Genomic DNA, 24647 nt, shown 5'->3' on the forward strand with positions numbered 1-24647 from the left:
CGCGCGCCGCTCCATATACAGGCGCACGGCACGGTCCTTGAATTCCTGTTCGTACTTGATTCCGCTGGTCATGATTCATTCTCCGGTGAGGAAAGAGTCTCTACCAGACCCAGTACGGTTCACATCACCACCCGCTCCGGACACACCCACACCACCACCCCCGACGAAAACTGGGCCATCACCTACCCCACAGCCAACGACCAACCCCACACCACCAACCCCCGAACAACCACCGCAGCAGCCTCCACGGACGGAGACGACGACGAACCATCGGACGAAGCGCCGCCATTCTGACGTAGCGTGGCGCTATCTGCTCTGTGCAGGCCGGCTGAGTCTGTCCCGGGAGTTGCCTACTGCGGCTATCCCTATGGCGAGACTTGCCCACCGCGGCGGGGTCTATCTGGGCGGCGTTGCCCACTAGCGGCGGTGCCTACGGAGGCCGGCGCTGTCTTTGGCGTTATTCATCCGGCTCGATGCCGATGGCGGTTACTCTCCGCCGGGTGTCGATACTTATCAGCGGTGCTGCGTATCAGGGGAGAGCGGGGCGTCGCTTCGGGACGTGTCCCAGCCGGCCGGACCAAGGCTGCCGGCCTCGTACTCTTCCAGCGGGACTACGTCCTTTTCCCAGGCTTCCAAGACTGGTTCGACAATCCGCCAGCAGTCCTCGGCGATGTCCCCGCGGACAGACAACAACGGGTCGCCGTGCAGCACGCCCTCCAAGACTTCGCCGTAGGGCAGGAGGTCGGCCGCGTGCAGATCTGCTTCCAGCACGGCCCGGTCCAGCGTGAAGAGGTCACTCGGACCGTTGACATCAATTTCCAACTGCAGGGTTTCGGGCCCGAGGCCGATCCGCAATCGGGTAGGCGAGTCGACGCCCTTGAATCCCGCAGGCAGGTGATTGACCGGCTTAAAGGTGATGATGACTTCCTTCTTCGGCTTGGCCAGCGCCTTGCCCGAGCGCAGGATGAACGGCACGCCCGCCCAACGGCTGTTGTTGATGGAGATGTGGACTTCGGCAAGGGTTTCCGTTTTCCGCGAGGGGTCCACGCCCTGTTCTGCGGTGTAGTCGGGTGTGTCACGGTCGCCGATGCGGCCTGCGGTGTAGCGGGCCCGCCGGGTGCTTTTGGCGAAATCGGGGTCGACGCTGGCGGCCCGCATCACGCTGCCGATGTGGTCGCGCAGATCGCGTTCCTTGAGTGTGGCCGGCGGGTTCAATGCAGTCAGAGCCATGACCTGCAATAAATGGCTTTGGATCATGTCTCGCAGGGCCCCGGCGCCGTCGTAGTAGCGGGCACGCCCCTCCAAGGCCAGAGACTCGTCGTAGAAAATCTCCACTCTGGCCACATGGTCATTGCTGAGCAACGGTTCCAACAGGCGGTTGGCAAAGCGCAGGCCCAGGATGTTGAACACCGTCGACTTGCCCAGGAAATGGTCCACCCTGTGGATGTGGTCCTCCGGCACCAGTTTCAGCAACATCTTGTTCAGCAATTCGGCGGACTCGAGGCTGGTGCCGAAGGGCTTCTCCAGCACCAGACGGGTCCCCTCCGGCACATCCTCTGGCTTGAGCACTTCGCATGCTTTCTGACTGACGGCTGGCGGCAAAGCGAAGAACACGGCCACCGGGCCGTCCAATTCCGCCAGCAGTTTGGCCAGGGCGCCCTCGGCAGTCACATCCACCGAGTGGTATTGAGTGTCTTGCTGGATGTCGAGCAACTGCTGCCGGCCGTTGTCGTTCGCGGCTTCGGCACAGGGATCGAAGGCGCCCTTGACGCGTTGTTGCCATCGAGCGGAGTCCCAGTCATCGGAGCCGGCGCCCACCAGCTTCAGCCCGGTGGTCTTGCCCTGGGCGATCAGCTTGCCCAGCCCCGGCAGCAGCAGCCTCCCGGTCAGGTCGCCGGAGGCGCCGAGGATGAGCAGCGTCTGAATCTGCATCGGCCCGCTGGCGTATGGGGAGGAGGCGTCCTTGGTCTGGGTCTGTTCAGCGCTCACGATTCCCACCTTGCCACGGCCGTGACGCGGAGGGAACGGTAGCGGCGGGTGCCTCGACGCGGAGGGAACGGAACCGGCGACGGGCGCCGCAACGACGTTCTGGCAAACCCGCGTCGTTCCCGCGTCCGAACAAGGCGTCCGCAGAAGCCGTCCGAAGAAGATACGAAGAAGGCGTCCGCAGAACGGAGTCTAACGGCGGCGAGACTGAGGCCACCGCCAGTTGATACCCTTAAGAGCTGAACTCCGGCGTGGCCCGGGGATTGTGAACCAGATCGACGAAAGTAGACACGGCGCGTGTTCAATTCACTCTCTGACCGGTTGACCTCAACCTTCAAGAATCTGCGCGGCAAGGGACGTCTGTCCGAGGCCGACGTCGATGCCACCGTGCGCGAGATCCGGCGCGCCCTGCTTGATGCCGACGTCGCGGTGCCCGTGGTGCGCGAGTTCACCGCCCATGTGAAGGAGCGGGCTCTCGGCGAGGAAGTCTCGGGTGCGCTGAATCCGGGCCAGCAGGTCGTCAAGATCGTCAACGACGAACTGGTCAACATCCTCGGCGGCGAGACCCGCCGCATCAAGCTGGCCAAGAACCCGCCGACGGTGATCATGCTCGCCGGTCTGCAGGGTGCGGGCAAGACCACCCTGGCAGGCAAGCTGTCCAAGTGGCTCAAGGGGCAGGGCCACAGCCCGTTGCTGGTCGCCGCCGACCTGCAGCGCCCCAACGCCGTGACGCAGCTTCAGGTCAACGGCCAGCGCGCCGGCGTGCCCGTCTTTGCCCCGCACCCGGGCGTGCAGTCCGAGTTCGACGCCGTCACCGGCGATCCGGTGGCCGTGGCCCGCGACGGTATCGCCGAAGCGCGGCAGAAACTGTACGACGTGGTCATCGTGGACACCGCCGGCCGGTTGGGCGTCGACGCCGAGATGATGCAGCAGGCCGCGGACATCCGCGCCGCCATCAACCCGGACGAAGTCCTCTTCGTCATCGACGCGATGATCGGCCAGGACGCGGTCAACACCGCGCAGGCCTTCAACGAAGGCGTCAACTTCACCGGCGTCGTCCTTTCCAAGCTCGACGGCGATGCCCGCGGCGGTGCCGCGCTCTCCGTCGCGTCGGTGACCGGCAAACCGGTGATGTTCGCCTCCACGGGCGAGAACCTGGACGACTTCGAGATCTTCCACCCGGACCGGATGGCCAACCGCATCCTGGACATGGGCGACATCCTCACCCTGATCGAGCAGGCGGAGAAGTCCTGGGACAAGGGCGAAGCCGAGCGGATGGCGAAGAAGTTCGCCGACCAGGAAGACTTCACCCTGGACGACTTCCTCGCCCAGATGCAGCAGATCCGCAAAATGGGCTCGATGAAGAAGATGCTCATGATGATGCCCGGCGCCGCCAACATGCGCCAGCAGCTGGAGAACTTCGACGAGCGCGAGATCGACCGCGTGGAGGCGATCGTCCGCTCGATGACGCCGCACGAACGGGTTGCCCCGAAGATCATCAACGGTTCCCGCCGCGCCCGCATCGCCAAGGGTTCCGGCGTCCACGTCTCCGAGGTCAATGGCCTGCTGGAGCGCTTCGGCCAGGCCCAGAAGATGATGAAGAAGATGGCACAGGGCGGCGGCATCCCGGGCATGCCCGGCGTGGCCGGCCCCGGCGGCTTCGGTGGCGCACGCAAGAAGCAGCAGGCAGCCAAGGGCAAGAAGAAGACCCGCTCCGGCAACCCGGCCAAGGCCGCGCAGGAACTGCGCGAGGCCGAGGAGCGGCGCAAGAACAAGGCATCGGTTCCGGCCGGAAGTGCCTTCGGCGCCCCGCAGGACGGACAGGAATTCGATCCGTCCGCGCTGAACCTGCCCAAGGGCTTTGATAAGTTCCTCGGCAAGTAGCCTGCCCAGGCTCCACATGCAGTGCGAATGCCCCGTCGGTGAGTCCGGCGGGGCATCTGCCGTAAAGAGGGAAGGTAGGCTGGGTTGCTGAATCGTTTCGGCAAGACGACGGTCAAGACGACGCGGGTCATCGGCCCACCGGCGAGGCAGCGCAGCGAAGGAGTTTTGTGGCAGAGCAGGCACACACCGGAGTGGACCGCCCGGCCGGACGGCGGCAGGGCGCCGTCGTGGTCATCGTACGCAGCGTCGGCGGTTCCGTGGTGCTGCTGAACGGTCCCGACGGCCCCGCTTTGCCGGCTGCAGCCGTCCGGCCGGGCGAAGATCCGCGGTCCGCCGCGGCCCGCGTGCTGGCCGAATCCTCGCTCCCGGTGCCGCCCGGGCGCATTCTGGCGCTCGACTACCAGCCCGTGGCTGCCGCTGCCGCCGAAGCCATTACCTTTGTGTACGACGGCGGAACGTACGACGGCGGTGAACTCGCCGCGGGTGCCGGGGGACAGGCCGTCTTCCTCCCGGTCGAACAGGCTGCGGCGGTCCTGGACGGCGCACAGTCCGCCCAGTTGGCAGCCGGACTGCGCGCCCACGAGCTGCTCACCGTGGCGGAACTGCGCAACGGGCAGGTGCTGCAGACCGCGCAGTCGCGCGTGCCGGAACGTGAACTTGCACCGCACGTCTGGGAACCCGAGCCGGCCGCTGGCTCCAAAGGAACTGTCGGGTCCGGCGTCTAGTATTTCTCCCATGGCAGTTGGCAGCGGAGAGCGGGTGGTCTTTGTCCACGGCACCGACAGCTTCGGCGCCGCGGCCTGGCCGCACCAGCACCGGCTGGCCGGGCGGTACGACTGCCTGTTCCTCCGACGCCACGGCTTTGACCTGCAGGCGGACCCGCTGCCTACCGACTTCGACGAAGACGCCCGGATCGTTGGCGGCCATCTCGGTCCCGGTGCGCACGTCGTGGCGCACGCACAGGGCGCCGTCGCCGCGATGATGGCCGCCGTGGAACATCCGGACAAGGTGCTTTCGCTGACGCTGTTCGAGCCGGCGTGTTTGTCGCTGACTGCTGACTTGCCCGCCACGCAGGCCTACCGGCAACGCCTGGAGCCGCTGTTCGCTGCCCGCCGTGAATTGACCGATGAGGAGTACCAGCGTGAGTTCGTCCGGCTGGTGGTCGGAGCGGAAGCGCTGCCGCTGGCCACTGCGGCCGACCGGGCACAGGCAAAACGGGCCCGACTACAGGCGCCGCCATGGAACGCACCGCTGCATATTGTCCCGGGTCTGCCCACGCTCGTGGTCACCGGAGGTTGGGAGCCGCTGTATGAGGAAGTGGCCCACTACCTGGCCGGCACCGGCGCCATCCACCGCCACGCCGGCGGGCATCACCGGCCGCAGGATTCCGAGCAAGGCCAAGCACTCCTAGAGGCCTTCCTGGCCCGCAAGCCGCTGCCCGACTGAACCGAGGTTTTCTGCCCGTCGCTGTGCCGCCGGACTGAGCAGAGGTTGCTAGCGTTGAGCTATGAACCAAACAGGTTGGGAACCGGCGTCCGGACAACTGTGGTGGCCGTGGCCGCTGGACGAGGCAGGTGTGGCAGCGCTGCAGCAGCAACTCTCCAACCGGTCGCTGCTCGGCGCTTACGCCGGCGGGGTCCCGCAGCCCGGCGACAGTGTGGTGTCCGTGTTGCTGGCCGTGAATCCGGAGCAGCGTGCCGCAGTATTGGATGCCGCGGGAAAGGCGGTGCCCGGCCCTGATGTCGCGGCGCTGGTCCGCGGATTGTCCGCCGACTTGGGGGCAGCTGTGGAGATTGACGGCGTCGAATACGAGGCGCCCGCGCCGGAAGCTGCGCTGGAATTGGATGTCGTGCCGGAACCCGACGACGCCGAGGAGCTTGCAGCACCGGACGCCGCCGAGCTGCGCACCGTCCTGGTGGGTAAGTTCCGGCGCGAGGATCTGATGATGTTCGGTGCCCTCAATGGCGTGGAGGTCCACCTCCTCGGCTCCTCTGAAGGAAATGCGGAGGGTCTTGCGCCCGGCCAGCGCCTCGTTTTGATTCACGGCGACGCGGCGCCGGGCCTCTACAACTGGCCGGCCTCCGCCAAACCCATCGTGGCGCTGATGGACTTGGACGGTTTCCGCGCGGTCGAAGCCTGGCTGCCCGGCACCCGGCGCGATCCGGATACCAGCTTTTGGCATGCCTGGGAGGGGCCGGCCAAGCCGTTCCCCTCGGCATCGCGCGCCGACGCCGAGGCGCTGCGGTTGCTCGGCCGGATTGTGCATCCCGAAGGCCCCGATCCGCGGCGGCTCGGCGACGTCCTCGGTCTGGAACCGGGCGCCGTCGAAGGACTCCAGGAACTCATGGCATCGCCGGACGAACCGGGGATCCTGGCCCGCGCCGGCCAACTCCTGGAACTGCCTCCGGTGGCCGCACGGCTGGCTGAAGGAACACTGCAGCCCGACCGGGTCCCCGGGATGGAGACCCTGCCGGTGCAGTCAATCGGCAAGGCACTGCTCGAACTGGCCAGCACCCCCGCCGAAGGGAGAGGGCCCCTCGCTGCCTGGCAGCGCGCCGTCGTCGCACGCCCCGGAATGCTGGCTGGCAGTGCCGCTGCGGCGACCGCCGGGGCCGCGCTGCTGTTCCGGGCCGCGGCACGCCGTCCGGCCAGCGCCCGATTGCTGCGCGCCGGTGCGCTGGGGCTGGTGTTGCAGGCCGCCGGGGACGTTGCGTTGGGCGGCTATCTGGCTTACCGGCGACGCCGCTGATTCCCGGAGACGCCGGCCAGCCGTTCCACCGCGTTGAGTCCGGCCTCCGTGCCGGGCCAATGTCGGCGCAGCGGTTCCAGTCCAGCCGACCGGACCATCGCGCGCAGGAGCCAGGCGGCCACCAGAACGTCGTCGGCGTAGCCAAGGACCGGGACGAAATCCGGAACCAAGTCGATGGGCGAGGCCAGATAAATCAGCAGCAGCAGCGGAAGCAACCGCGTCCGGACGTGAAGTTCCGGATCGGCCGCCAGCCGGCGCAACAGGCGGAGCAGATCGGGCAACAGGCGCATCGCATCCCGCATGCCAACGGTATCCGGATGGCGCCTCGCGTAACCCCAGAGGGCCAGGAGCATCAGGACGTAAAGGAGCACCAATCCGCCGACCACGGCGAGGACCGGTTCCCACCATTGCATCGCGGCATCCTGACTCGTATTGGACTTGTAGCGACCCTTCAGGATCAGCGTACCGGCCGGTGCACCGGCGCGATCGGCTGCGGGGCGGCGATAGTCAGACTCTGAGTCCTAGGCCCATTTCTGAACCCCTAGGTCAGGGGACTGGAATAAACGTGAAGGTTCAAGTATTCTATTTACATGAACTTTCAAGTAAGCCCCCAGGACCTGCTCTCCGCCGACCTCAGCATGGGCACCGTGATGCTCAAGGTGGGGGACATGAAGAACATGACCAACTACTACCAGCAGGCGCTGGGGCTGGATCCCGTCTCCGAGGGGCTCGGCGGGGTCTTCCTGGGCCGCGGCACCACGCCGCTGCTCCACCTGGCTCCGGCCAACGGGTTGCAGTTGCCGTCCCGCGGCGAAGCCGGCCTGTTCCACACCGCCTTCCTGTTCGAGAACCAGTCGGACCTGGCCGCCACCGTGGCCACCGCGGCGCAGACCGACCCGTCCCGGTTCACGGGCAGTGCCGACCACCTGGTCAGCGAGGCGTTCTACTTCACCGACCCGGAGGGCAACGGCATTGAGCTCTACTGGGACCGCCCGCGCGATCAGTGGTCGTGGAACCAGACCGCGGAAGGCAAGGAGGTCCACATGGACAGCCTGGCCCTGAACCCGCAAACCTACCTGCAGAGCCACCTGACCGAGGAGTCGCTCGCCAACCAGCGCCAGTCCGGCGCGGATATCGGCCACGTGCACCTGCAGGTCGGCGACACCCACACCGCCGAAGAGTTCTATGTGAAGACCCTCGGCTTCGAGCGCACCGCCGGCTGGCACGGCCAGGCGCTGTTCGTTGCCGCCGGCGGCTACCACCACCACATGGCCATGAACGTCTGGAACAGCCGCGGCGCAGGCCCGCGCAAGGACACCCTTGGCCTGGGCGAAGTGCTGATCCACGTTCCGACCGACGACGAGGTGGGCGCTTTGGCCGAGCGGCTGACCAGCGCCGGCGTCTCGCACCACCACACCGGTGCCGAATTGCGCTTCGAGGACCCGTGGCGCAACCAGCTGCGCATCGCCGTCGGCTAGGTGGAAATCCGCCCGATGCGGCTAGGCTGAACGAGAACCATCGGTCTAGCCGCGGAAGGGCTTGCACATGTCCGGAACCACCGAAATCTTCGTTGCCACCCATGACGCCGCCGTCAAGCGCGCCGCAGAACTTGAGGCCAGCGTCGAATCCCGCGGCGAAACCGACGGGCCCATGGCCGCGGTCGGGGATGCCCCCAGCCTCCGGCTCAACGGAGTGACCGACCTGGAGATCGAAATCCTCGGTGGTCTGGCTGCCAAGGCTGTCGGCGCCGCCGGCGGCGAGGCGCTGGACATGGCCGACGTCTCCAGCGACTACCTGATGGTGGCCCCGGATGGCATGGTCCAGTCGCTGGCTGAGCTGCTGACCCACACCGACGACGCCGGTGCCTCCTTGATCCCGGAGGTCGCCTCGCTGTGGGCTGCCGAAGAGGACATGCCGTTCAGTGGCGACATCGCCGAGGACCATGTACGTCGGATCGCGCAGCTGGCGTCGCAGGTCGAGCAGACCGAACGCCAGCAGCTTTACATCTGGTCCAGCACCGCCGAAGCCTAAACACCACCAGGGACAGCGGTAGCCGACCAAGTGAGCCCCACTGGACCCTCGGTGGTCGACCAAGTGAGCCCCACTCGACCCTCGGTGGTCGACCAAGCGAGCGCCAGCCCGCACCCGGTGGTCGACCAAGTGAGCGCCAGCGAACGCGTGGAGACCCCGCCGCAACCCGCCCATCGCCGACGAGTCGCGCGGATTGGTTCCTATCTGGCACAATAGTCAGGTACTCGATCTGCGCGGCCCCTCTCTCCGTGTATGCATCTTGTCCTTTGAACCCCAACCATGGCCCGCCCCACGGGAGCAGACATACGGGTTCGCCCATTTTCAGAACCAGGAGTGACCACAACAGTGGCCGTAAAGATTCGCCTTAAGCGCTTCGGTAAGAAGTTCTCTGCCCACTACCGCGTCGTTGTCATGGATTCCCGCGCCAAGCGCGACGGCCGTGCCATCGAAGAGATCGGGCAGTACCACCCGACCGAAGAGCCCTCGTTCATCGAGATCAACTCCGAGCGCGCCCAGTACTGGCTCGGTGTCGGCGCCCAGCCGACCGAACAGGCTGCAGTCCTGCTCAAGATCACCGGCGATTGGCAGAAGTTCAAGGGTATTGAGGGCCAGGAAGGCACTCTCAAGACCAAGGAAGCCAAGGAAGCCTTCGTGGCTCCCGAAAAGGACTCCGTGATCATCCCCGAGGCCATCACCCCGAAGGCCAAGAAGGAAGAAGCTGCCGAGGCTCCGGCCGAGGAAGCTGCTGACGAAGCCGAAAAGGCTGAGTAATGCTGGCTGAAGCGCTCGATCATCTGGTCCGCGGGATCGTTGACAGTCCCGAGGACGTCAAGGTCACGCAGAAGAACAGCCGCCGCGGTGACATCATCGAGGTGCGTGTTCACCCGGAGGATCTGGGCCGCGTCATCGGCCGCCAGGGCCGCACCGCCCGCGCACTGCGCACCGTGGTGAACGCCCTGGCCGATGAGCAGGTCCGCGTCGACGTGGTGGATACCGACCGCCGACGCTGATCCGGATCGGCGCTGCCCGGCTTCACGCCAGGCACCAAATCCACACCTCCGGCCCCTGTACCAGCTAATGGTCCAGGGGCCGGACGTTTTTCACCCGACGGACGTTTTTCCAAGGAGTCTGCATGCAGCTACAAGTTGCCCGGATCGGCAAACCGCACGGCATTCGCGGGGAGGTCACCGTCCAGGTGCTGACCGATGCTCCGGCCGATCGCTTCGTGCCCGACGTCGAGCTGACCGTGGAGCCGGCGCGGCTGGGACCGCTGACCGTCCGCAGCGCCCGCTGGAACAAGGACATTCTGCTGCTGGGCTTCCACGAAGTCGCGGACCGTAACGGTGCCGAAGAACTCCGCGGCGCCAAGCTCTTCATCGACACCGACGACGTCGAGGACGACGACGATGCCTGGTATGAACACGAACTGGTCGGCCTCGATGTGCGCATCGGGGACGAGGTCGTTGGCAAGGTGTCCGGCCTGAACACCATGCCCGCCCAGGACCTGTTGGTGGTGGAAAACCTCGACGGCGAGGAAGTCCTGGTGCCCTTCGTCGAGGCCATCGTGCCGGAGGTTGATGTGGAAGCCGGTTTCGTCCGGCTCACGCCGCCGGCCGGGCTGTTCGAGTTGAACGCACCGGGCGCGCAGGAAACCCCCGACGACGGCGAGGGGGAGCGCTAGGTGCGCATCGACGTCGTCAGTATTTTCCCGGAGTATCTCGCCGCGCTGGACCTGTCCCTGATCGGCAAGGCCCGGCAGGACGGCCTTCTGCAGCTGAAGGTGCATGACCTGCGGGACTTCACCACCGACCGACACCGCACCGTGGACGACACCCCGTACGGCGGCGGCGCCGGCATGGTGATGAAGCCCGAGCCCTGGGCCCAGGCCCTGGAATCGCTAGTCACAGACTCCCCGGTGGTCGACGACTCCCCGGTGGTCGACCAAGTGAGCGCCACACCGGTGGTCGACCAAGTGAGCGCCAGCGAACGCGTGGAGACCCCCGCCGTGCCCGATTCCCCGGTGGTCGACCAAGTGAGCGCCAGCGAACGCGCGGAGACCCAGAAGGAGCCTGCGCAGCCCGCCGCGGCCCGCCCCATCCTGATCGTCCCTTCACCCGCCGGTGAGGTATTCAACCAGGCTCTTGCCTACGAACTCGCCCTCGAGGAGCACCTGGTCTTCGCCTGTGGCCGGTACGAGGGCATCGACGAGCGTGTGCTCGAGTGGGCCGATGAGCACTTCCGCGTGCGGCCGGTCAGCCTCGGCGACTATGTGCTCAACGGGGGAGAGGTGGCCGTGCTGGCGATGGTGGAAGCCGTGGGTCGGCTGGTGCCCGGCGTCGTCGGCAATCCCGAATCCCTGGTGGAAGAGTCGCACTCGGATGGGCTGCTGGAATACCCCGTCTACACCAAGCCGTCGGACTGGCGCGGACGCGGAATTCCGGAGGTGCTGCTCAGCGGCAACCACGCCAAGATCGCCCGGCACCGCCGCGACGAACAACTGCGCCGCACCGCCGAACGCCGCCCCGATCTGATTCTGGCGCTGGACCCGGAGACGCTGGACAAGGCCGATCGCGCCACCCTCAACTCGCTCGGCTACACCATCACGGCCACGCGGGTCCTGCCGGCTGCGCCGGAGTCAGGGGCTGCCGCCGAAGCGATTCGGCACACTCCCTGATCAACTAGTCCTGAGCTCAGAGCCCGGCGGAACTAGAGCTTCGGCCGAGCCATCGGAGTGATATGACCTATCTGGGTCTATAGAACCTATACGGGTACAAATTGCTCCATTTAGGGAAAATAAACCTATGTGGCAAAATAGAGGATTGTGTCCGCTGGGCGCGATCCTGCCACAGGGGGAGCGCTGCCAACAGCCGGACTCGCCGGCCGCCGATTCCCGGACGGGCCGGTTCTTGAATTTCGGCAGCGACTGTTGCAGGCTACTCACCTGACCGCCGCGCCGTAACCAAAGTGAATGACCTGTGGCGTTCACCAGGAGTGAGAAATGCATATCCTCGACTCTGTCGACGCAGCATCCCTGCGCGACGTTCCCGAGTTCCGCGCCGGCGATACCGTCAAGGTGCACGTGAACATCATCGAAGGCAAGACCGCCCGTATCCAGGTTTTCCAGGGTTACGTGATGGGCCGCCAGGGCCATGGTGTCCGCGAGACCTTCACCGTCCGCAAGGTTTCCTTCGGCGTGGGCGTGGAGCGTACCTTCCCGGTACATTCCCCGATCATCGACCACATCGAGGTCGTGACCAAGGGTGACGTTCGCCGCGCCAAGCTGTACTACATGCGCAAGCGCCACGGCAAGGCTGCCCGCATCAAGGAGAAGCGCGACTTCGGCTCTGCCAAGTAAAGCTGCCCACCAGCAGCTTCTTGACTTAGGCAGTGCAGCAAATCTCTGGTTCCCCGGACGCGTCCGGGGAACCGCCAAGACGCCGGTCCGGACTTCCGGGCTGGCGTTTTGTGTTGGCCATCGTGGTCTGTGCGGTGGTGCTCAGCGCGATCGTGCGGGCCACGCTGGTGGACGTGTATTACATCCCCTCGGGTTCCATGGAGCCGCTGCTGGAGACCGGCGACCGCGTGCTGGTCTCGCGCACCGACTACCATTTCGGCGAGATCCGGCGCGGTGACCTGGTGGTCTTCGACGGCCGCGGTTCGTTCGCTCCCTTCAACAGCGGCAACTCCCCGTTTGTGGACCTCCTGCAACAGGCCGGCCAGTGGCTGGGCGTTGCCGGCAGCGACACCATCTACGTCAAGCGCGTCATCGGCCTGCCGGGCGACACCGTCAAATGCTGCGGCCCGGACGGCCGCCTGCAGGTCAACGGCGAACCGGTGCAGGAGGACTACATCTTCGAGGGCGACGCGCCCAGCGATATGGAGTTCTCCGTCCAGGTGCCCAAAGATAGATTGTGGTTGATGGGAGACCATCGCTCCGCCTCGGCCGATTCCCGCGCACTCCTGGGTGCGCCCGGCGGGGGTATGGTTCCAATTGAGCGGGTCATCGGCCGGCCAACAAACATCATCTGGCCGCTGGACCGGGCGGCCGGGTTGGACCGGATACAGTTGGGTTCCCAGCCGGCGGATCAGCCCGCGGAGAATTGAGGATAGTGAGCATGGACCAGGACGACCCGAAGGACACTGGCGGATACCAGCCGGACGCCTCCGGGCCGCAGAAGCGCGACCGCAGCAACCGCGACCGCAAGAACCGCGAACGCAAGAACACCGGACGGAACTCCCTGTTGTCGTGGCTGAAGGAGATCGCCACGATCGTCGCGGTCGCCGTCGTCCTTTCTTTCCTGATCAAGACGTTCCTCTTCCGTGCCTTCTTCATACCGTCCACCTCAATGGAGGACACGCTCGAGGTGGACGACCGTATTTTCGTCAACCTGTTGGTGCCGCAGCCGTTTGCGCTCACCCGCGGCGACGTGGTGGTTTTCCAGGACGACCTCGGTTGGCTGCCGCCCAATGGTTCGCACGGCGCCGGCAACTGGTTCCAGCAGTTCCTCACCTTCGTTGGCCTAATGCCCGACGCATCCCAGCAGCACTTGGTCAAGCGCGTCATCGGCCTGGGCGGAGACCATGTGATCTGCTGCGACGCCGATGGCCGGATCTCCGTCAACGGCGTGCCACTGAACGAAGAACCGTATCTGGCTCCGGGCTCGGACAACACGCGGATCCCCTTCGACGTGACCGTGCCCGAGGGTAAAATCTGGGTCATGGGCGACAACCGGAACCATTCCGCGGACTCGCGCGAGCACCAGGACGAAGCCTCGAAGGGCTTCGTGGACGTGGAATCCGTCGAGGGTAAGGCCAGCGTCATCGCTTGGCCGCTGGACCGGCTGGGCTTCCTGGGCAACTATCCGGAAGTGTTCGACGGCGTGCCGGCACCTTCCTCGGCGACCGGCACCGAGCCGCCCGCCCTCGCCCGTCAGAACGAGTCCCAGTGACTACCAAAGCCCCCACGCTGCGTTTTGAGCGTTCGTTCGTCGAGGCCGGACACCGTTTAGTCGCCGGCGCGGACGAAGTAGGCCGCGGGGCCCTTGCCGGCCCGGTCAGTGTAGGGATGGTGGCCATCGACGCGACCGCGGTCAAACAGATCCGCGGCGTGCGCGACAGCAAGCTGCTCACCCCGGCCGACCGGGTGGCCTTGGTACCCAAGATCCAGAAATGGGCACTGGCCTACGGCGTGGGCCACGCCAGTGCAGCGGAAATCGACGCGCTGGGCCTGATGGCGGCGATGCGGCTCGCCGGAGCCCGCGCCTGGGGCCAGGTTCTGACCACCGCCCGCCCGGACATCGTCATTCTGGACGGCAACCACGACTGGCTCTCCGCCGGGGAGCCGTCATTGTTCGACGACGCCGCCCACCCGGGCTGCGACGCCCCGGTCCTGACACGGATCAAGGCGGACCTGCAGTGCCTCAGCGTGGCCGCTGCCAGTGTGCTCGCCAAGGTTGAGCGCGACGCCCTGATGACCGGCTACGCGGCGGACTACCCGGAGTACGCCTGGGAGATCAACAAGGGCTACGCCACCCCCGCACACCGTGCCGCCCTGCAGGGCATCGGCCCGTCCGACCTGCACCGCCGCAGCTGGCGGCTCACCCCGGAGCAGCCGCTGATGCCCGCGGTCGATATCGCTAACTAAACACCGCCAGTCAATCTGGGGCAGGATGGATACATGAGCGCCGAAGACCTTGAGAACTATGAAACCGATATGGAGTTGCAGCTCTACCGGGAGTACCGCGATGTCGCCGGCTTGTTTAGCTACGTCGTGGAGACGGAGCGCCGCTTCTACCTGGCCAACCACGTTGATGTGCAGGCCCGCTCGGCCGACGGCGAGGTCTACTTCGACCTGACCCTGCAGGACGCCTGGGTCTGGGACGTCTACCGCTCCGCCCGCTTTGTGAAGTCCGTCCGCGTGATCACGTTCAAGGACGTCAACGTGGAGGAACTGACCAAGAACGACGACCTCACCCTGCCCAAGGACGGCCTCGGCGGCTGACGCTAAGCTGCTGAACTACTGGGCACGCCGGCGGTCCGCGCGTTCCCGCAGCAGGCTGAATGCAACGACGGCGGTGCAAAGGTACAGCGGTAGGGTCACGGCAAGCGCCGGGCCGGCCACCTCCAATTCCACACCCGTCGCGCCCGCCCCCAACAGGATCCGGTTGACGGTCAGGAATGCCAGATGTGCGCCGATGCAGGTCCAGATACTTGCCGAGACCGTGGCTTCGCGGGCGAAGATCAGCAGCATGCTGAAGCCGGCCAGCATGGCGTAGTAGGTCAACGGTTCCTCTCCGGCGGGCGCGAGTGAGGGGAGCGGTGCGGAGCCGGTGAGCCCGCTCAGCAGGGCCTGCAACCCCAGGGCAATCGGCGGGAGCGCCAAAAACGCCGCAGTGGCCAGCAGTGCTGCGACGCCACGGGAGCAGCGCGACCGCAGTGCCGTGAGGGCGTAGCCGCGGATGGACAATTCTTCGGGCAGCGCTTCCAGCAGCAGGGCGATCGCCGTGTTGACCGCCAAGAACGTCATGAACTCCAATGGATCGAAACCGGTCCAGCTTATGCCCCCGGTCAGGGACACTGCAGCGACGATAACAGCGCCGCAGCCAGAAACGACGCCGGCGCCCAGCAGCAGGGAATTCACACTGGTCCGAAGGTCGGTGAGCCCGATCCCAGACAAACGACTTCTGTCCCACCGCAGGCGAAGCACCAGGATGGCCGGCACCACCACGACCGAAACCAACGCCGCCGGGAGCAGCCTGTCGACAACGCTCCTGCCACCGCCCAGCCATGCCGTCAGCAGCCCGGCAGTAGCCAGCGCAACTGCCATCACCAGCACGGCAACGGCAGCCCGCAGCAAGGGCACCGGCAGCGCGGTGCGTGCAGGAGCAGGAAATGGCGGGGACATTGCAAGCGATCCTGCCATCGTCCGCCTCCCACCGCAATGCGGAACGGACGGACCGGGAGATCCTTCAGCGCCTTCCTGACTTATCCTGCACAGGCTCTCTCCGCATGCGGGTGTCCACATTCGGGCCTTCATTCTGCTCTCGAATGGTGCAGCCGACCAAGCTTGAGGGCATGAGAGCGAAGGATGAACTCGGGCGGCGCGGCGAGGAGATGGCGGCAGCGTTTTTGGCGGGCGCCGGTCAACGGGTGATCGACCGGAATTGGCGCAGCCCGGACGGGGAACTGGATCTCATCACCGTGGACGGGGCGTCCATCGTGGTCTCCGAGGTGAAGACGCGCCGCAGCACCGATTACGGCCACCCGTTCGAGGCCATCACCGGTGCCAAGGTCCGGCGGCTCCGGTCCTTGGGACACCAATGGCTGCGGGACCACGGCATGGCCGGCACAACCATGCGCGTGGATGCCGTCGCAGTGCTCTACGGACAGGCCCGCTGGCCGGTGATCGAGTACCTGAAGGACGTCGGCTGATGGGCCTGGGGCGGACGTTCTCCGTAGCCCTGGTGGGGTTGAACGGCCACATGGTGGAGGTCGAAGCGGACATTGGCCAAACCCTGCCGGCTTTCGTTCTCCTGGGGTTGCCGGACGCATCCCTGTCCGAGGCGAAAGAACGGATCAAGGCCGCGGCGAAAAACGCCGGTGTCCCGCTCAGCCGGCGCAAGATCACCGTGAACCTCGTCCCGGCCTCGCTGCCGAAAAAGGGGTCCGGCTTCGATTTGGCCATCGTGCTGGCCGCCCTGCAAGCAGCGGGTGACATCCGCCCCGCCGGCCGTACGGTCTTCCTGGCCGAGCTCGGGCTGGACGGGCGGCTCCGTCCGGTGAGCGGCGTCCTGCCCGCCGTCATGGCGGCGGTTGATGCGGGGTATCCGCAGGTAGCCGTCGCCGCCGCCAACGCCGACGAGGCAGCCTTGGTGCCGGGCGCAGACGTACGCAGCTTCGAGACGCTGTCCGAGGTGCTCCTGGCATTCGGAGCGGATCTTGACCGGCTCAACCTCCCCGCAGCGGGACCTCAACTGGAGCCTCAACCCGCTGCTCCTACCCCGGCCGGTCCGGCGCCGGATCTGGCCGATGTGGCGGGCCAGCACGAAGCCCGGATGGCGCTGGAAGTGGCCGCAGCGGGTGGCCACCACCTGCTGCTGGTCGGACCGCCCGGCGCTGGAAAGACCATGCTGGCAGAAAGGCTGCCCGGCATCCTGCCCGATCTCCCTGACCATCACGCCATGGAGGTCACGGCTATCCACTCCCTGAGCGCCCCGGCGGCGCCGCTCACCGCCCTGATTCGGCGCCCGCCCTACGAGAGCCCGCACCACACAGCCACCGCCGTCTCGATCATCGGCGGCGGTTCCGGGCTGCCCCGTCCGGGCGCCGCGTCAAGGGCCCACCGGGGTGTGCTCTTCATGGACGAGGCGCCGGAGTACGACCGCCAGGTCCTCGATGCGCTGCGCCAGCCGCTGGAAAGCGGAAAGCTGGTGGTGCACCGCGCCGCCGGAACGGCCGCCTATCCCGCACGCTTCCAACTGGTGATGGCTGCGAATCCCTGTCCATGCGGGCTTTCCGGCGGCAAGGGGCTGGACTGCACCTGTACGCCCGACCAGAAGCGCCGCTACTTCGGCAAGCTCTCCAATCCATTGACCGACCGCATCGACCTGCAACTGACCTTGCAGCGGCTGACGGTGGGAATGTTGGCCTCCGGCAGCAGCCGGGAAGCGAGCGCCGCCGTCGCCGCTCGCGTCGCTGCCGCCCGGACAGCCCAGCAGGAGCGGCTGCGTCCATGGGGGATCAGCCTGAACTCGGAAATCAGCGGCGAACTGCTCACCGGCAAGCTGCGGCCGCCGCAAGCTGTCACCCAGGATCTGGACCGTGCCATGGAGAGCGCGGTGCTGACCGGACGCGGCTACACCCGGGTCCTGCGCGTGGCTTGGACGCTTGCGGACCTGGCCGGCTTGGACCGACCGGACCGAGACGCCGTCAGTACCGCGCTGACCTTCCGCCAGCAGGTCAAGGCGGCCTGAGCATGTTGCCCCCATCAGCGCCAGCCAGCTACGAGGAGATGACCAGAATGACGCGACTGCCCTCCGATGACGAGCGCCTGGCGCGCGCGTCGCTGTCCCGGCTGATGGAGCCGTCCGACTGGATTGGCCTGGCACTGGTTGCCGTTGCCGGGCCGTTCGACGCCCTGCGCATCGCCACGGGGCAGCTGAGCGCCGGGCACGGGCTGCAGGCTGAGCTGCTCAGGACCTTGGACCGGCAGGCCTCAACGGGCATCGCGCAGCCCTTGTCCGACGCCTTGGAACGATGGGCACCGCGGGTCAAGGACTTGGCGCCGGAACGAGACCTCGCTGTCATGGGTCGGCTCGGCGGCGCTCTGCTCATACCTGGAGATGCCGTCTGGCCACCTGGTTTGGCCGATCTCGGGCTGGGAGAACCGCTCTGCCTCTGGGCACGGGGCAGGTTCACCGACGGCATTCCGGCTGTCGACGCGACGGTCGCCGTTGTCGGCTCCCGGGACAGCACCAACTACGGCAACCAGGTAACGGGCGACATCAGCAGCGGCCTGGTGCAGCGGGGCTATTGCGTGATCTCCGGTGGCGCCTATGGAATTGACGCTCAAGCTCATCGATCCGCCCTCGCGTCGGAGATGGAACATGTCTCGACCATGGCGGTCATGGCCGGGGGCCTCGACCGGTACTACCCGGCAGGTAACGAGGAACTGCTCCGGGCGATCGCCAGTCGGGGCATTCTGCTGGCCGAGGTGCCACCTGGGGCCGCGCCAACCCGGTGGAGATTTCTGCAGAGAAACCGGCTCATAGCAGCGTTGGCAGCGGCCACCATTGTTGTGGAAGCGCGCTGGCGCTCCGGCGCTCTCAACACGGCGCACCACGCCGCGGGCCTTGGACGGGGAGTCGGCGCAGTGCCTGGATCCGTGTACAGCGCCAACTCTGCGGGGACGCACCGGTTGCTGCGCGACGGCAGCGCAACGGCCATTACCGACGCAGCCGAGGCAGCCGAACTCGCTGGCCCCGTTGGAAGCGTCCTAGAGTCAGGAACCCAGGAGAAGTTGGCAGACCACGACGGTCTCGGCGTGGACGACTTGCTGCTGCTGGACGCCCTGCCGGTTCGCCGCGGAAGCACCGTGGACAAACTCGCCACGGTCGCCGGGATCCCGGTACGCACGGTGCTGGCCGGCCTCGGCCGCTTGGAGGCCGCTGGGCTCGCCGTACAGGATGCCGGCGGCTGGCGGCGGGGGAGGAGGAGCTGAGGGCCGGAGAAGGGAATTGAGAGTCCAACGGGCAAGACAGGGCGTCCGACACGGAGCGGAGCAAGCCAGGCCATGGGGACAAGACAGGCTTCCGAGTAGGGGTGCGACAGGCACCGAGGCAGGACGGGACAGAAAGATCGGAATTCGCCCGTGCGCCTGCTTGAGTTCATCTGCCCCGGCCAGCAAAGTGAAGGGATGAGCTCTGCAGATAACCCCGAAGTGCAGGGCACAGACCCACTCCCGGAGGCTTTTGATGCGGCTCTGGACGGCTTCGCCCGTTACCTGAGCGCTGAACGTGCCCGTTCCGAGCACACCGTCCGCGCCTATCTGACCGATGTCAGGCACCTGCTCGGCTATTCCGCGGAGACCGGAGCCGCAAAGCTGACGGACATTTCGCTCGGGACTTTGCGTGCGTGGCTCGGTGCCATGAACAGCGGGGGGATGGCCAGATCCACGTTGGCTCGGCGCACCGCAACCGCCCGCAGCTTCATGGCCTGGGCCTTGCGTGAGGAACTCATTCCCACGGACCCTTCGCTGCGGTTGAAAGCACCCAAACGGAACAGCTCACTGCCGACCGTGCTGCGGCCGGCCCAAGTGGACGAACTGTTCCGTACCCTCGCGGCGGAAGCAGCGGACGGACAGCCGCTGCCGCTGCGCGACCGGGCGATGATCGAACTGCTCTACGCCACCGGCATCCGCGTCAGCGAATTGGCGGGCCTGGATATTGATGAGGTGGACAACGAACGGCGGACCATCCGGGTGCTGGGCAAGGGAAACAAAGAGCGCACCGTACCGTTCGGGCTGCCGGCCGCCGTCGCCATGGATGACTGGCTGCGCCGCGGACGACCCAAACTCGCAGGTGCCGAGAGCGGACCCGCCGCGTTCTTGGGCCAACGCGGCAAGCGGGTTGACCCGCGCCAAGTGCGCTCCGTAGCGGCCCGGCTCTTCGCACTGCTGGGAGACACGTCTGCGACTGGACCGCACGCGCTGCGGCACAGCGCCGCCACCCATCTGCTGGATGGGGGAGCGGACTTGCGTGCCGTGCAGGAGATTCTGGGACACAGCACGCTGGCGACCACGCAGCTCTACACCCACGTCTCGGTGGACCGGTTGCGGCAAAGCTACCAGCAGGCGCACCCGCGGGCTTAGCGTGTAAACCGCCACTGAGCGGCTAAATCCGCGACACGCAATGGCACATTGGTAGTTACACTGGCGCAATTCGCTGCTGTACGGCACAATGAGGATCGAAAGCGTCGGAAACAGCAGTACTGACAAGTTCCATCTGTCTCAAGGCTGAAGGTCGTTGGGGAAGACGTACCTACAGCAAATGGAGGATGGGATGTCTGTTGTGATGACTCGTGGCGTGCTGTTTGTGCATTCAGCACCTTCGGCATTGTGCCCTCATATCGAGTGGGCCGTCGGATCCGTCGTGGATAAGCGAACGGATCTTGAGTGGACCGCTCAGCCTGCCGCGCCCGGAATGTACCGGGCCGAGCTGTCGTGGGTCGGCCCGCAGGGGACCGGTGCCATGCTGGCATCTGCGCTGCGCGGCTGGGCGCACCTTCGCTATGAAGTGGCCGAAGAACCAAGCGCCGGCGTCGACGGCGGCCGCTGGTCGCACACCCCTGAACTCGGGATCTTCCACGCGATGACCGATGTCCACGGCAACGTCATGGTGAGCGAAGACCGCATCCGCTACGCCTACGAGGCCGGTGCCGGCGATCCCGCTGCTGTCTATCACGAACTGTCCCTCGCCCTGGGCGAGGCCTGGGACGAAGAGCTCGAGCCGTTCCGCCACGCAGCCGAAGGCGCCCCCGTGCGCTGGCTGCACCAAGTCGGCTAACCGCCAGCTTCCCCAACCCTCCTCCAGCAACGTCAAAGGGAGGGCGGCCGGTCAACACCGGCCGCCCTCCCTTTCGTGCTGCCCGCGGGCGGGCAGTACTCAATCAGACTTTTCGATCAGACTTTTCGATCAGACGTTGCGGAACACCACGACGGCGTTGTGTCCGCCGAAGCCGAAGGAGTTGTTCAGCGCAATGATGTCGCCCTGCGGCAGGTCGCGGGCGGTGGTGACCACGTCCAGCGGGATCTCCGGGTCCTGGTTGTCCAGGTTGATGGTCACCGGTGCGCGGCGTTCGTAGACGGCCATCACCGTCATCACGGACTCCACGGCACCCGAGGCTCCGAGCAGGTGGCCGGTCTGCGACTTGGTCGCGGAGACGGCGACGTTGGAAACATGGTCGCCCAGCGCTGCCTTCAGCGCGGTGTACTCCGGCTTGTCGCCCACCGGGGTGGACGTCGCGTGGGCATTGACGTGCACCACGTCGGTTGCCTGAGCCCGGGCATCGAAGAGCGCAGCCTTCAGCGCGCGCGTGGCGCCCAGTCCCTCGGGATCCGGTGCCGTGATGTGGTAGGCGTCGGCGGTGACGCCGGAGCCGGCAAGTTCGGCGTAGATCCGGGCGCCACGGGCCAGTGCATGCTCTTCGGCCTCCAGCACCAGCGCACCGGCGCCTTCGCCCATGACAAAGCCGTCGCGGTCCATGTCGTATGGGCGCGAAGCACGCTCCGGGTCGTCGTTACGCTTGGACAGCGCCTGCATGGCGCTGAAGGCGGCAATCGGCATCGGGTGGATCGCGGCTTCGGCGCCGCCGGTCATCACCACGTCGGCCTTGCCGGAGCGGATCAGTTCGATGCCCATGGACATGGCCTCGGTGCCAGAAGCGCAGGCGGAAACCGGGGTGTGCGCGCCGGCGCGGGCGCCCAGGTCCATGCTGACTGCGGCAGCAGGGCCGTTAGGCATCAGCATCGGAACGGTCATCGGCAGCACGCGGCGCGGACCGCGGTCACGCAGCGTGTCCCAGGCATCCAGCAGCGTCCACACGCCGCCGATGCCGGTAGCGAAGGCCACGGCCAGCCGGTCGTGGTCTACGTCTTCGATGCCGGAATCCTTCCAGGCTTCGCGCGACGCGACGACGGCGAACTGCGTGGAGGGGTCCATCCGCTTGGCTTCGACCCGGGTCAGGACCTCGTCGGGACGGTTGCTGGCCTTGGCGGCGAACGTCACCGGCAGCTCGTACTTGGCCACCCAATCATCTTCGAGGGTATGGGCCCCGGAAACGCCCTTGAGGGCATTCCGCCACATCGTGGGGACGTCGCCGCCAATCGGGGTGGTGGCGCCGAGGCCGGTGATGACTACTTTGCGTGCCATTGATTCAGTCTCTCAATAGTGATTGGGCGATAAATCTGGTGCGGCGGCCGGACTGGGAGGTCACCCGCCGGCCGCCGAGTCCCGGGCAGGCCCGGGCAACGCGGAACTAAGCCTGGGCGTTGACGATGAAGTTGACGGCGTCGCCGACGGTCTTGAGGTTCTTGACCTCTTCGTCCGGGATGCGCACGCCGAACTTCTCCTCGGCGTTGACCACGATGGTCATCATCGAGATGGAGTCGATGTCCAGGTCATCGGTGAAGGACTTGTCCAGCTCGACAGCCTCCGGGGCCAGGCCGGTCTCTTCGTTGACGATCTCGGCCAGACCGGCCAGGATTTCTTCGTTGCTAGCCATGGTGGCTCCTTTTCTTGTGCTGCCGGACGGTGTCCGGACGGGGTTTCAAACCGCGTTGTGCGGCCTGGTTCTGGTGGGAATGTAGGGGGAGGCCCGACTACCGCAAGGCAGTCTACGGCAGGACGATGACCTGGGCGCCGAAGACCAGGCCGGCGCCGAAGCCGATCTGCAGTGCCAGTCCGCCGGAAAGTGAGGGGTTCTCCTGCAGCAGCCGGTGTGTTGCCAGCGGGATTGAGGCTGCCGAGGTATTGCCGGCGTCGGCGATGTCGCGGGCGACGACCACGCTCTCGGGCAGCTTCAGCTGCTTGACCATTTCGTCGATGATGCGCATGTTTGCCTGGTGCGGGACGAAGGCGGCGAGGTCTTCGGGCTGCAGGCCGGCGGCGGCCAGCGCCTGCTTGGCCACCTTGGCCATTTCCCATACGGCCCAGCGGAAAACGGACGGCCCGTCCTGGCGCAGTGTGGGCCAGATCTTGGCGTCCTTCGGGTCATAGCTGTCGGAGATGGCGGACAGCGAGCCGGCGGCCTCGGCGGCCAGCGAGAGCTCGCGCACATCATTGAGCGAGTGGGTCATGCTGATCGTGTCCCACTTGCTGCCGTCCGAACCCCACACCGGCTTGCTGATGCCCGGAGTGTCCGACGGGCCCACGACGACGGCGCCGGCGCCGTCGCCGAGCAGGAAGGAGATGGTCCGCTCGGTGTTGTCGATGACGTCGGAGAGCTTCTCCGCTCCGACCACCAGCACATAGTCCGCGGTGCCGGAGCGAACCAGGGCGTCGGCCTGGGCAATGCCGTAGCAGTAGCCGGCGCAGGCGGCGGAGATGTCAAAGGCCGGGGCCGGCGTGGCGCCCACTCGGTCGGCGAGGGCTGCGGCGGCGGACGGCGTGGCGTACGGGTGCGACACGGTGGAGACGATCACGGCTCCGAGTTGGTCGCCGGTGATGCCGGCCTGCGCCATCGCTTCCTTGGCAGCGCCTTCGGCCATGTCCAGCACCGAGGTGTTGGCACCGGCCCGGTGGCGGGTGACGATGCCGGTCCGCTGGCGGATCCATTCGTCGGAGGAATCGATCCACTGACAGACGTCGTCGTTGGTCACGATGATGTCGGGACGGTAGGCGCCGATTCCCAGCACGCGAGAGAAGTCGCGGAGCGGGGTCTGCTGGATGACGGGGGTGCTCACTTCTCGGATTCTCCAGACATGCTGTTCAGGACGGGGGTCTGTTCGGTGTGTTCGGCGATGAAGGCTTTGGCTGCGTCCAGATCGTCCGGGGACTTCAGCGACATGGTGGCCACGCCCTTCATGCCGCGTTTGGCCAGTCCGGTCAGGGTCCCAGCCGGCGGCAGCTCCAGCAGCCCGGTGATGCCGACGGACAGCATCTTCTCCATGCACTTGTCCCAGCGCACCGGGCGCGAGACCTGGGCGATCAGGCTGTCCAGGTTCTCCTCGCCGCCGACAACCGGTTCGCCGTCGTAATTGGAGAGCAGGGTCAGCGACGGCATGGCCGGCTTCAGCTGCGGGCGCAGGTTTTCCAGGGCGCTCACCGCGGGGGCCATGTGTTCGGTGTGGAAAGCGCCGGCCACCTTCAGCGGGATAACCCGCGCCTTGGCGGGCGGGTTCGCGGCGAACGCCTGCAGCTGCTCCAAGGTTCCGGCGGCAACCGTCTGGCCGCCGCCGTTGGCGTTGGCCGGGGTCAGGCCCGCGGCCTCGATAGCGGCAAGCACTTCGTCCGGGTCGCCGCCGAGCACTGCACTCATACCGGTCGGAGTCTGCGCAGCGGCACGGGCCATCGCGTTGGCCCGCTCGCGCACAAAGTTCATGGCGTCGTTCTCGGTCAGCGCGCCAGAGACGGCGGAGGCGGTGATTTCCCCCACCGAATGGCCCGCGACGACGGTGGAGAGGTCCAGTGCCTCGTCCGCCGTGAGCGCGCGGGCGGCCAGCAGACCTGCGGCGACGATCAGCGGCTGGGCGACGGCGGTGTCCTTGATGGTCTCCTCATCGGAGACGGTGCCGTGGGAGAGCAGGTCCAGCTGCGCGATATCGCTGAGCAGCCCGAGGTGTTCGGCCACGCCGGGGACCTCGAGCCACGGGCTGAGGAATCCGGGCGTCTGGGAGCCCTGGCCGGGGCAGACTATTGCAAGCACGTATTCAAGCTTTCCAAAGAGGAGATGGTTTCCACGGTGTTTCGGCACACGAAGCTCGCCGGACCGCTTTGTAGGA

The 24647-nt window shown here is 66.5% G+C and carries 28 protein-coding genes; 21 read left to right on the forward strand and 7 right to left on the reverse strand.

All coding sequences use genetic code 11. The annotated features are described in order from the left end of the window. Positions 1-294: hypothetical protein (locus tag E4J89_RS19430; RefSeq protein ID WP_169304018.1), on the forward strand; the 294-nt coding region annotated here is incomplete at its 5' end. Positions 295-513: 219 nt separating this feature from the next. On the opposite strand, the gene E4J89_RS14830 is transcribed toward E4J89_RS19430, so the two are convergent. Next, positions 514-1932, reverse strand: coding sequence for a glucose-6-phosphate dehydrogenase (locus tag E4J89_RS14830; RefSeq protein WP_136787012.1), 1419 nt, complete (start codon positions 1930-1932; stop codon positions 514-516). Between the two features lie 351 nt (positions 1933-2283). Here E4J89_RS14830 and ffh point away from each other — a divergent pair, with 351 nt between their 5' ends. The 4 genes from ffh (at position 2284) to E4J89_RS14850 (ending at position 6619) form a co-directional block, all read left to right on the forward strand. Further along, positions 2284-3870 carry a signal recognition particle protein gene (ffh, locus tag E4J89_RS14835; RefSeq protein WP_136786930.1) on the forward strand — a complete coding sequence of 529 codons (1587 nt, stop codon included), beginning with the start codon at positions 2284-2286 and terminating at the stop codon, positions 3868-3870. 167 nt (positions 3871-4037) lie between these two features. Then, positions 4038-4595 carry an NUDIX domain-containing protein gene (locus E4J89_RS14840; protein WP_136786931.1) on the forward strand — a complete coding sequence of 186 codons (558 nt, stop codon included), beginning with the start codon at positions 4038-4040 and terminating at the stop codon, positions 4593-4595. Between the two features lie 10 nt (positions 4596-4605). Continuing rightward, the gene (locus E4J89_RS14845) at positions 4606-5316 is read left to right on the forward strand and encodes an alpha/beta hydrolase (RefSeq protein WP_136786932.1); all 711 of its coding nucleotides are present in this window, start codon (positions 4606-4608) and stop codon (positions 5314-5316) included. A 61-nt stretch (positions 5317-5377) separates the two neighbouring features. Continuing rightward, complete coding sequence (locus tag E4J89_RS14850; RefSeq protein WP_136786933.1) at positions 5378-6619, forward strand: hypothetical protein; 1242 nt, start codon at positions 5378-5380, stop codon at positions 6617-6619. Here the strand turns inward: E4J89_RS14850 and E4J89_RS14855 are convergent. Continuing rightward, positions 6601-7032: a YkvA family protein gene (locus E4J89_RS14855; RefSeq protein ID WP_136786934.1), complete on the reverse strand. Its 432-nt coding sequence runs from the start codon at positions 7030-7032 to the stop codon at positions 6601-6603. The genes E4J89_RS14850 and E4J89_RS14855 overlap by 19 nt on opposite strands. A gap of 177 nt (positions 7033-7209) precedes the next feature. On the opposite strand from E4J89_RS14855, the gene E4J89_RS14860 reads away from it, so the two are divergent. The 11 genes from E4J89_RS14860 (at position 7210) to E4J89_RS14910 (ending at position 14651) form a co-directional block, all read left to right on the forward strand. Then, positions 7210-8097: a VOC family protein gene (locus tag E4J89_RS14860; RefSeq protein ID WP_136786935.1), complete on the forward strand. Its 888-nt coding sequence runs from the start codon at positions 7210-7212 to the stop codon at positions 8095-8097. Positions 8098-8164: 67 nt separating this feature from the next. Then, complete coding sequence (locus tag E4J89_RS14865) at positions 8165-8650, forward strand: hypothetical protein (RefSeq protein WP_136786936.1); 486 nt, start codon at positions 8165-8167, stop codon at positions 8648-8650. A 345-nt stretch (positions 8651-8995) separates the two neighbouring features. Continuing rightward, the gene (rpsP, locus tag E4J89_RS14870; protein WP_136786937.1) at positions 8996-9421 is read left to right on the forward strand and encodes a 30S ribosomal protein S16; all 426 of its coding nucleotides are present in this window, start codon (positions 8996-8998) and stop codon (positions 9419-9421) included. Next, positions 9421-9660 (forward strand): RNA-binding protein, encoded by a 240-nt coding sequence (locus E4J89_RS14875; protein WP_136786938.1) that lies wholly within the window; start codon positions 9421-9423, stop codon positions 9658-9660. The genes rpsP and E4J89_RS14875 overlap by 1 nt, the downstream gene beginning before the upstream one ends. Before the next feature lie 122 nt (positions 9661-9782). Beyond that, positions 9783-10331, forward strand: a complete 549-nt coding sequence (rimM, locus tag E4J89_RS14880) for a ribosome maturation factor RimM (RefSeq protein WP_136786939.1) — start codon at positions 9783-9785, stop codon at positions 10329-10331. After that, entirely contained in the window at positions 10332-11324 is a 993-nt protein-coding gene (gene trmD, locus E4J89_RS14885) for a tRNA (guanosine(37)-N1)-methyltransferase TrmD (protein WP_136786940.1), read from the forward strand. A gap of 324 nt (positions 11325-11648) precedes the next feature. Next, complete coding sequence (gene rplS, locus E4J89_RS14890) at positions 11649-12005, forward strand: 50S ribosomal protein L19 (RefSeq protein ID WP_136786941.1); 357 nt, start codon at positions 11649-11651, stop codon at positions 12003-12005. 41 nt (positions 12006-12046) lie between these two features. Beyond that, entirely contained in the window at positions 12047-12754 is a 708-nt protein-coding gene (gene lepB, locus E4J89_RS14895; RefSeq protein WP_240691922.1) for a signal peptidase I, read from the forward strand. Between the two features lie 11 nt (positions 12755-12765). Further along, the gene (gene lepB / locus E4J89_RS14900; RefSeq protein WP_136786942.1) at positions 12766-13599 is read left to right on the forward strand and encodes a signal peptidase I; all 834 of its coding nucleotides are present in this window, start codon (positions 12766-12768) and stop codon (positions 13597-13599) included. Beyond that, on the forward strand, positions 13596-14294 hold the full coding sequence (locus tag E4J89_RS14905; protein WP_136786943.1) for a ribonuclease HII: 699 nt from the start codon (positions 13596-13598) through the stop codon (positions 14292-14294). The genes lepB (E4J89_RS14900) and E4J89_RS14905 overlap by 4 nt, the downstream gene beginning before the upstream one ends. 33 nt (positions 14295-14327) lie before the next feature. Then, entirely contained in the window at positions 14328-14651 is a 324-nt protein-coding gene (locus E4J89_RS14910) for a DUF2469 domain-containing protein (protein WP_136786944.1), read from the forward strand. 15 nt (positions 14652-14666) lie between these two features. On the opposite strand, the gene E4J89_RS14915 is transcribed toward E4J89_RS14910, so the two are convergent. Further along, positions 14667-15554: a CPBP family glutamic-type intramembrane protease gene (locus E4J89_RS14915; protein WP_169304019.1), complete on the reverse strand. Its 888-nt coding sequence runs from the start codon at positions 15552-15554 to the stop codon at positions 14667-14669. 170 nt (positions 15555-15724) lie between these two features. Here E4J89_RS14915 and E4J89_RS14920 point away from each other — a divergent pair, with 170 nt between their 5' ends. From E4J89_RS14920 to E4J89_RS14940, 5 genes are all read left to right on the forward strand, one after another. After that, entirely contained in the window at positions 15725-16081 is a 357-nt protein-coding gene (locus tag E4J89_RS14920) for a YraN family protein (RefSeq protein ID WP_136786946.1), read from the forward strand. Next, positions 16081-17622: a YifB family Mg chelatase-like AAA ATPase gene (locus E4J89_RS14925; RefSeq protein ID WP_136786947.1), complete on the forward strand. Its 1542-nt coding sequence runs from the start codon at positions 16081-16083 to the stop codon at positions 17620-17622. Before E4J89_RS14920 ends, E4J89_RS14925 begins: the two co-directional genes overlap by 1 nt. Before the next feature lie 47 nt (positions 17623-17669). Further along, positions 17670-18869, forward strand: a complete 1200-nt coding sequence (locus E4J89_RS14930; RefSeq protein ID WP_136786948.1) for a DNA-processing protein DprA — start codon at positions 17670-17672, stop codon at positions 18867-18869. Between the two features lie 195 nt (positions 18870-19064). Further along, on the forward strand, positions 19065-20018 hold the full coding sequence (locus tag E4J89_RS14935; protein WP_136786949.1) for a tyrosine recombinase XerC: 954 nt from the start codon (positions 19065-19067) through the stop codon (positions 20016-20018). A gap of 190 nt (positions 20019-20208) precedes the next feature. Further along, positions 20209-20712 carry a DUF3145 domain-containing protein gene (locus E4J89_RS14940; RefSeq protein WP_136786950.1) on the forward strand — a complete coding sequence of 168 codons (504 nt, stop codon included), beginning with the start codon at positions 20209-20211 and terminating at the stop codon, positions 20710-20712. Between the two features lie 129 nt (positions 20713-20841). Here the strand turns inward: E4J89_RS14940 and fabF are convergent, their stop codons facing one another. The 4 genes from fabF to E4J89_RS14960 form a co-directional block, all read right to left on the reverse strand. Then, complete coding sequence (gene fabF / locus E4J89_RS14945; protein WP_136786951.1) at positions 20842-22077, reverse strand: beta-ketoacyl-ACP synthase II; 1236 nt, start codon at positions 22075-22077, stop codon at positions 20842-20844. 106 nt (positions 22078-22183) lie between these two features. After that, positions 22184-22429, reverse strand: coding sequence for an acyl carrier protein (locus tag E4J89_RS14950; RefSeq protein ID WP_136786952.1), 246 nt, complete (start codon positions 22427-22429; stop codon positions 22184-22186). Between the two features lie 112 nt (positions 22430-22541). Beyond that, entirely contained in the window at positions 22542-23609 is a 1068-nt protein-coding gene (locus E4J89_RS14955; protein ID WP_136786953.1) for a beta-ketoacyl-ACP synthase III, read from the reverse strand. Further along, positions 23606-24571, reverse strand: coding sequence for an ACP S-malonyltransferase (locus E4J89_RS14960; RefSeq protein ID WP_136786954.1), 966 nt, complete (start codon positions 24569-24571; stop codon positions 23606-23608). Before E4J89_RS14960 ends, E4J89_RS14955 begins: the two co-directional genes overlap by 4 nt. Between the last annotated feature and the right edge of the window lie 76 nt (positions 24572-24647).

It is taken from the genome of Arthrobacter sp. CAU 1506 (assembly GCF_005047635.1).
Classification (GTDB): domain Bacteria; phylum Actinomycetota; class Actinomycetes; order Actinomycetales; family Micrococcaceae; genus Crystallibacter.

Excerpts from the sequence above, each read along its gene's own strand:
- E4J89_RS14855 (WP_136786934.1), bottom strand. The coding sequence starts at position 7,032 with ATGCAATGGTGGGAACCGGTCCTCGCCGTGGTCGGCGGATTGGTGCTC.
- rimM (WP_136786939.1), top strand. The coding sequence starts at position 9,783 with ATGCAGCTACAAGTTGCCCGGATCGGCAAACCGCACGGCATTCGCGGG.
- E4J89_RS14915 (WP_169304019.1), bottom strand. The coding sequence starts at position 15,554 with ATGTCCCCGCCATTTCCTGCTCCTGCACGCACCGCGCTGCCGGTGCCC.
- lepB (WP_136786942.1), top strand. The coding sequence starts at position 12,766 with ATGGACCAGGACGACCCGAAGGACACTGGCGGATACCAGCCGGACGCC.
- E4J89_RS14940 (WP_136786950.1), top strand. The coding sequence starts at position 20,209 with ATGTCTGTTGTGATGACTCGTGGCGTGCTGTTTGTGCATTCAGCACCT.
- E4J89_RS14850 (WP_136786933.1), top strand. The coding sequence starts at position 5,378 with ATGAACCAAACAGGTTGGGAACCGGCGTCCGGACAACTGTGGTGGCCG.
- E4J89_RS14930 (WP_136786948.1), top strand. The coding sequence starts at position 17,670 with ATGACGCGACTGCCCTCCGATGACGAGCGCCTGGCGCGCGCGTCGCTG.
- fabF (WP_136786951.1), bottom strand. The coding sequence starts at position 22,077 with ATGGCACGCAAAGTAGTCATCACCGGCCTCGGCGCCACCACCCCGATT.
- E4J89_RS14865 (WP_136786936.1), top strand. The coding sequence starts at position 8,165 with ATGTCCGGAACCACCGAAATCTTCGTTGCCACCCATGACGCCGCCGTC.
- E4J89_RS14875 (WP_136786938.1), top strand. The coding sequence starts at position 9,421 with ATGCTGGCTGAAGCGCTCGATCATCTGGTCCGCGGGATCGTTGACAGT.
- E4J89_RS14860 (WP_136786935.1), top strand. The coding sequence starts at position 7,210 with ATGAACTTTCAAGTAAGCCCCCAGGACCTGCTCTCCGCCGACCTCAGC.
- E4J89_RS14845 (WP_136786932.1), top strand. The coding sequence starts at position 4,606 with ATGGCAGTTGGCAGCGGAGAGCGGGTGGTCTTTGTCCACGGCACCGAC.
- E4J89_RS14950 (WP_136786952.1), bottom strand. The coding sequence starts at position 22,429 with ATGGCTAGCAACGAAGAAATCCTGGCCGGTCTGGCCGAGATCGTCAAC.
- E4J89_RS14910 (WP_136786944.1), top strand. The coding sequence starts at position 14,328 with ATGAGCGCCGAAGACCTTGAGAACTATGAAACCGATATGGAGTTGCAG.
- E4J89_RS14920 (WP_136786946.1), top strand. The coding sequence starts at position 15,725 with ATGAGAGCGAAGGATGAACTCGGGCGGCGCGGCGAGGAGATGGCGGCA.
- E4J89_RS14925 (WP_136786947.1), top strand. The coding sequence starts at position 16,081 with ATGGGCCTGGGGCGGACGTTCTCCGTAGCCCTGGTGGGGTTGAACGGC.
- E4J89_RS14830 (WP_136787012.1), bottom strand. The coding sequence starts at position 1,932 with ATGCAGATTCAGACGCTGCTCATCCTCGGCGCCTCCGGCGACCTGACC.
- E4J89_RS14935 (WP_136786949.1), top strand. The coding sequence starts at position 19,065 with ATGAGCTCTGCAGATAACCCCGAAGTGCAGGGCACAGACCCACTCCCG.
- rplS (WP_136786941.1), top strand. The coding sequence starts at position 11,649 with ATGCATATCCTCGACTCTGTCGACGCAGCATCCCTGCGCGACGTTCCC.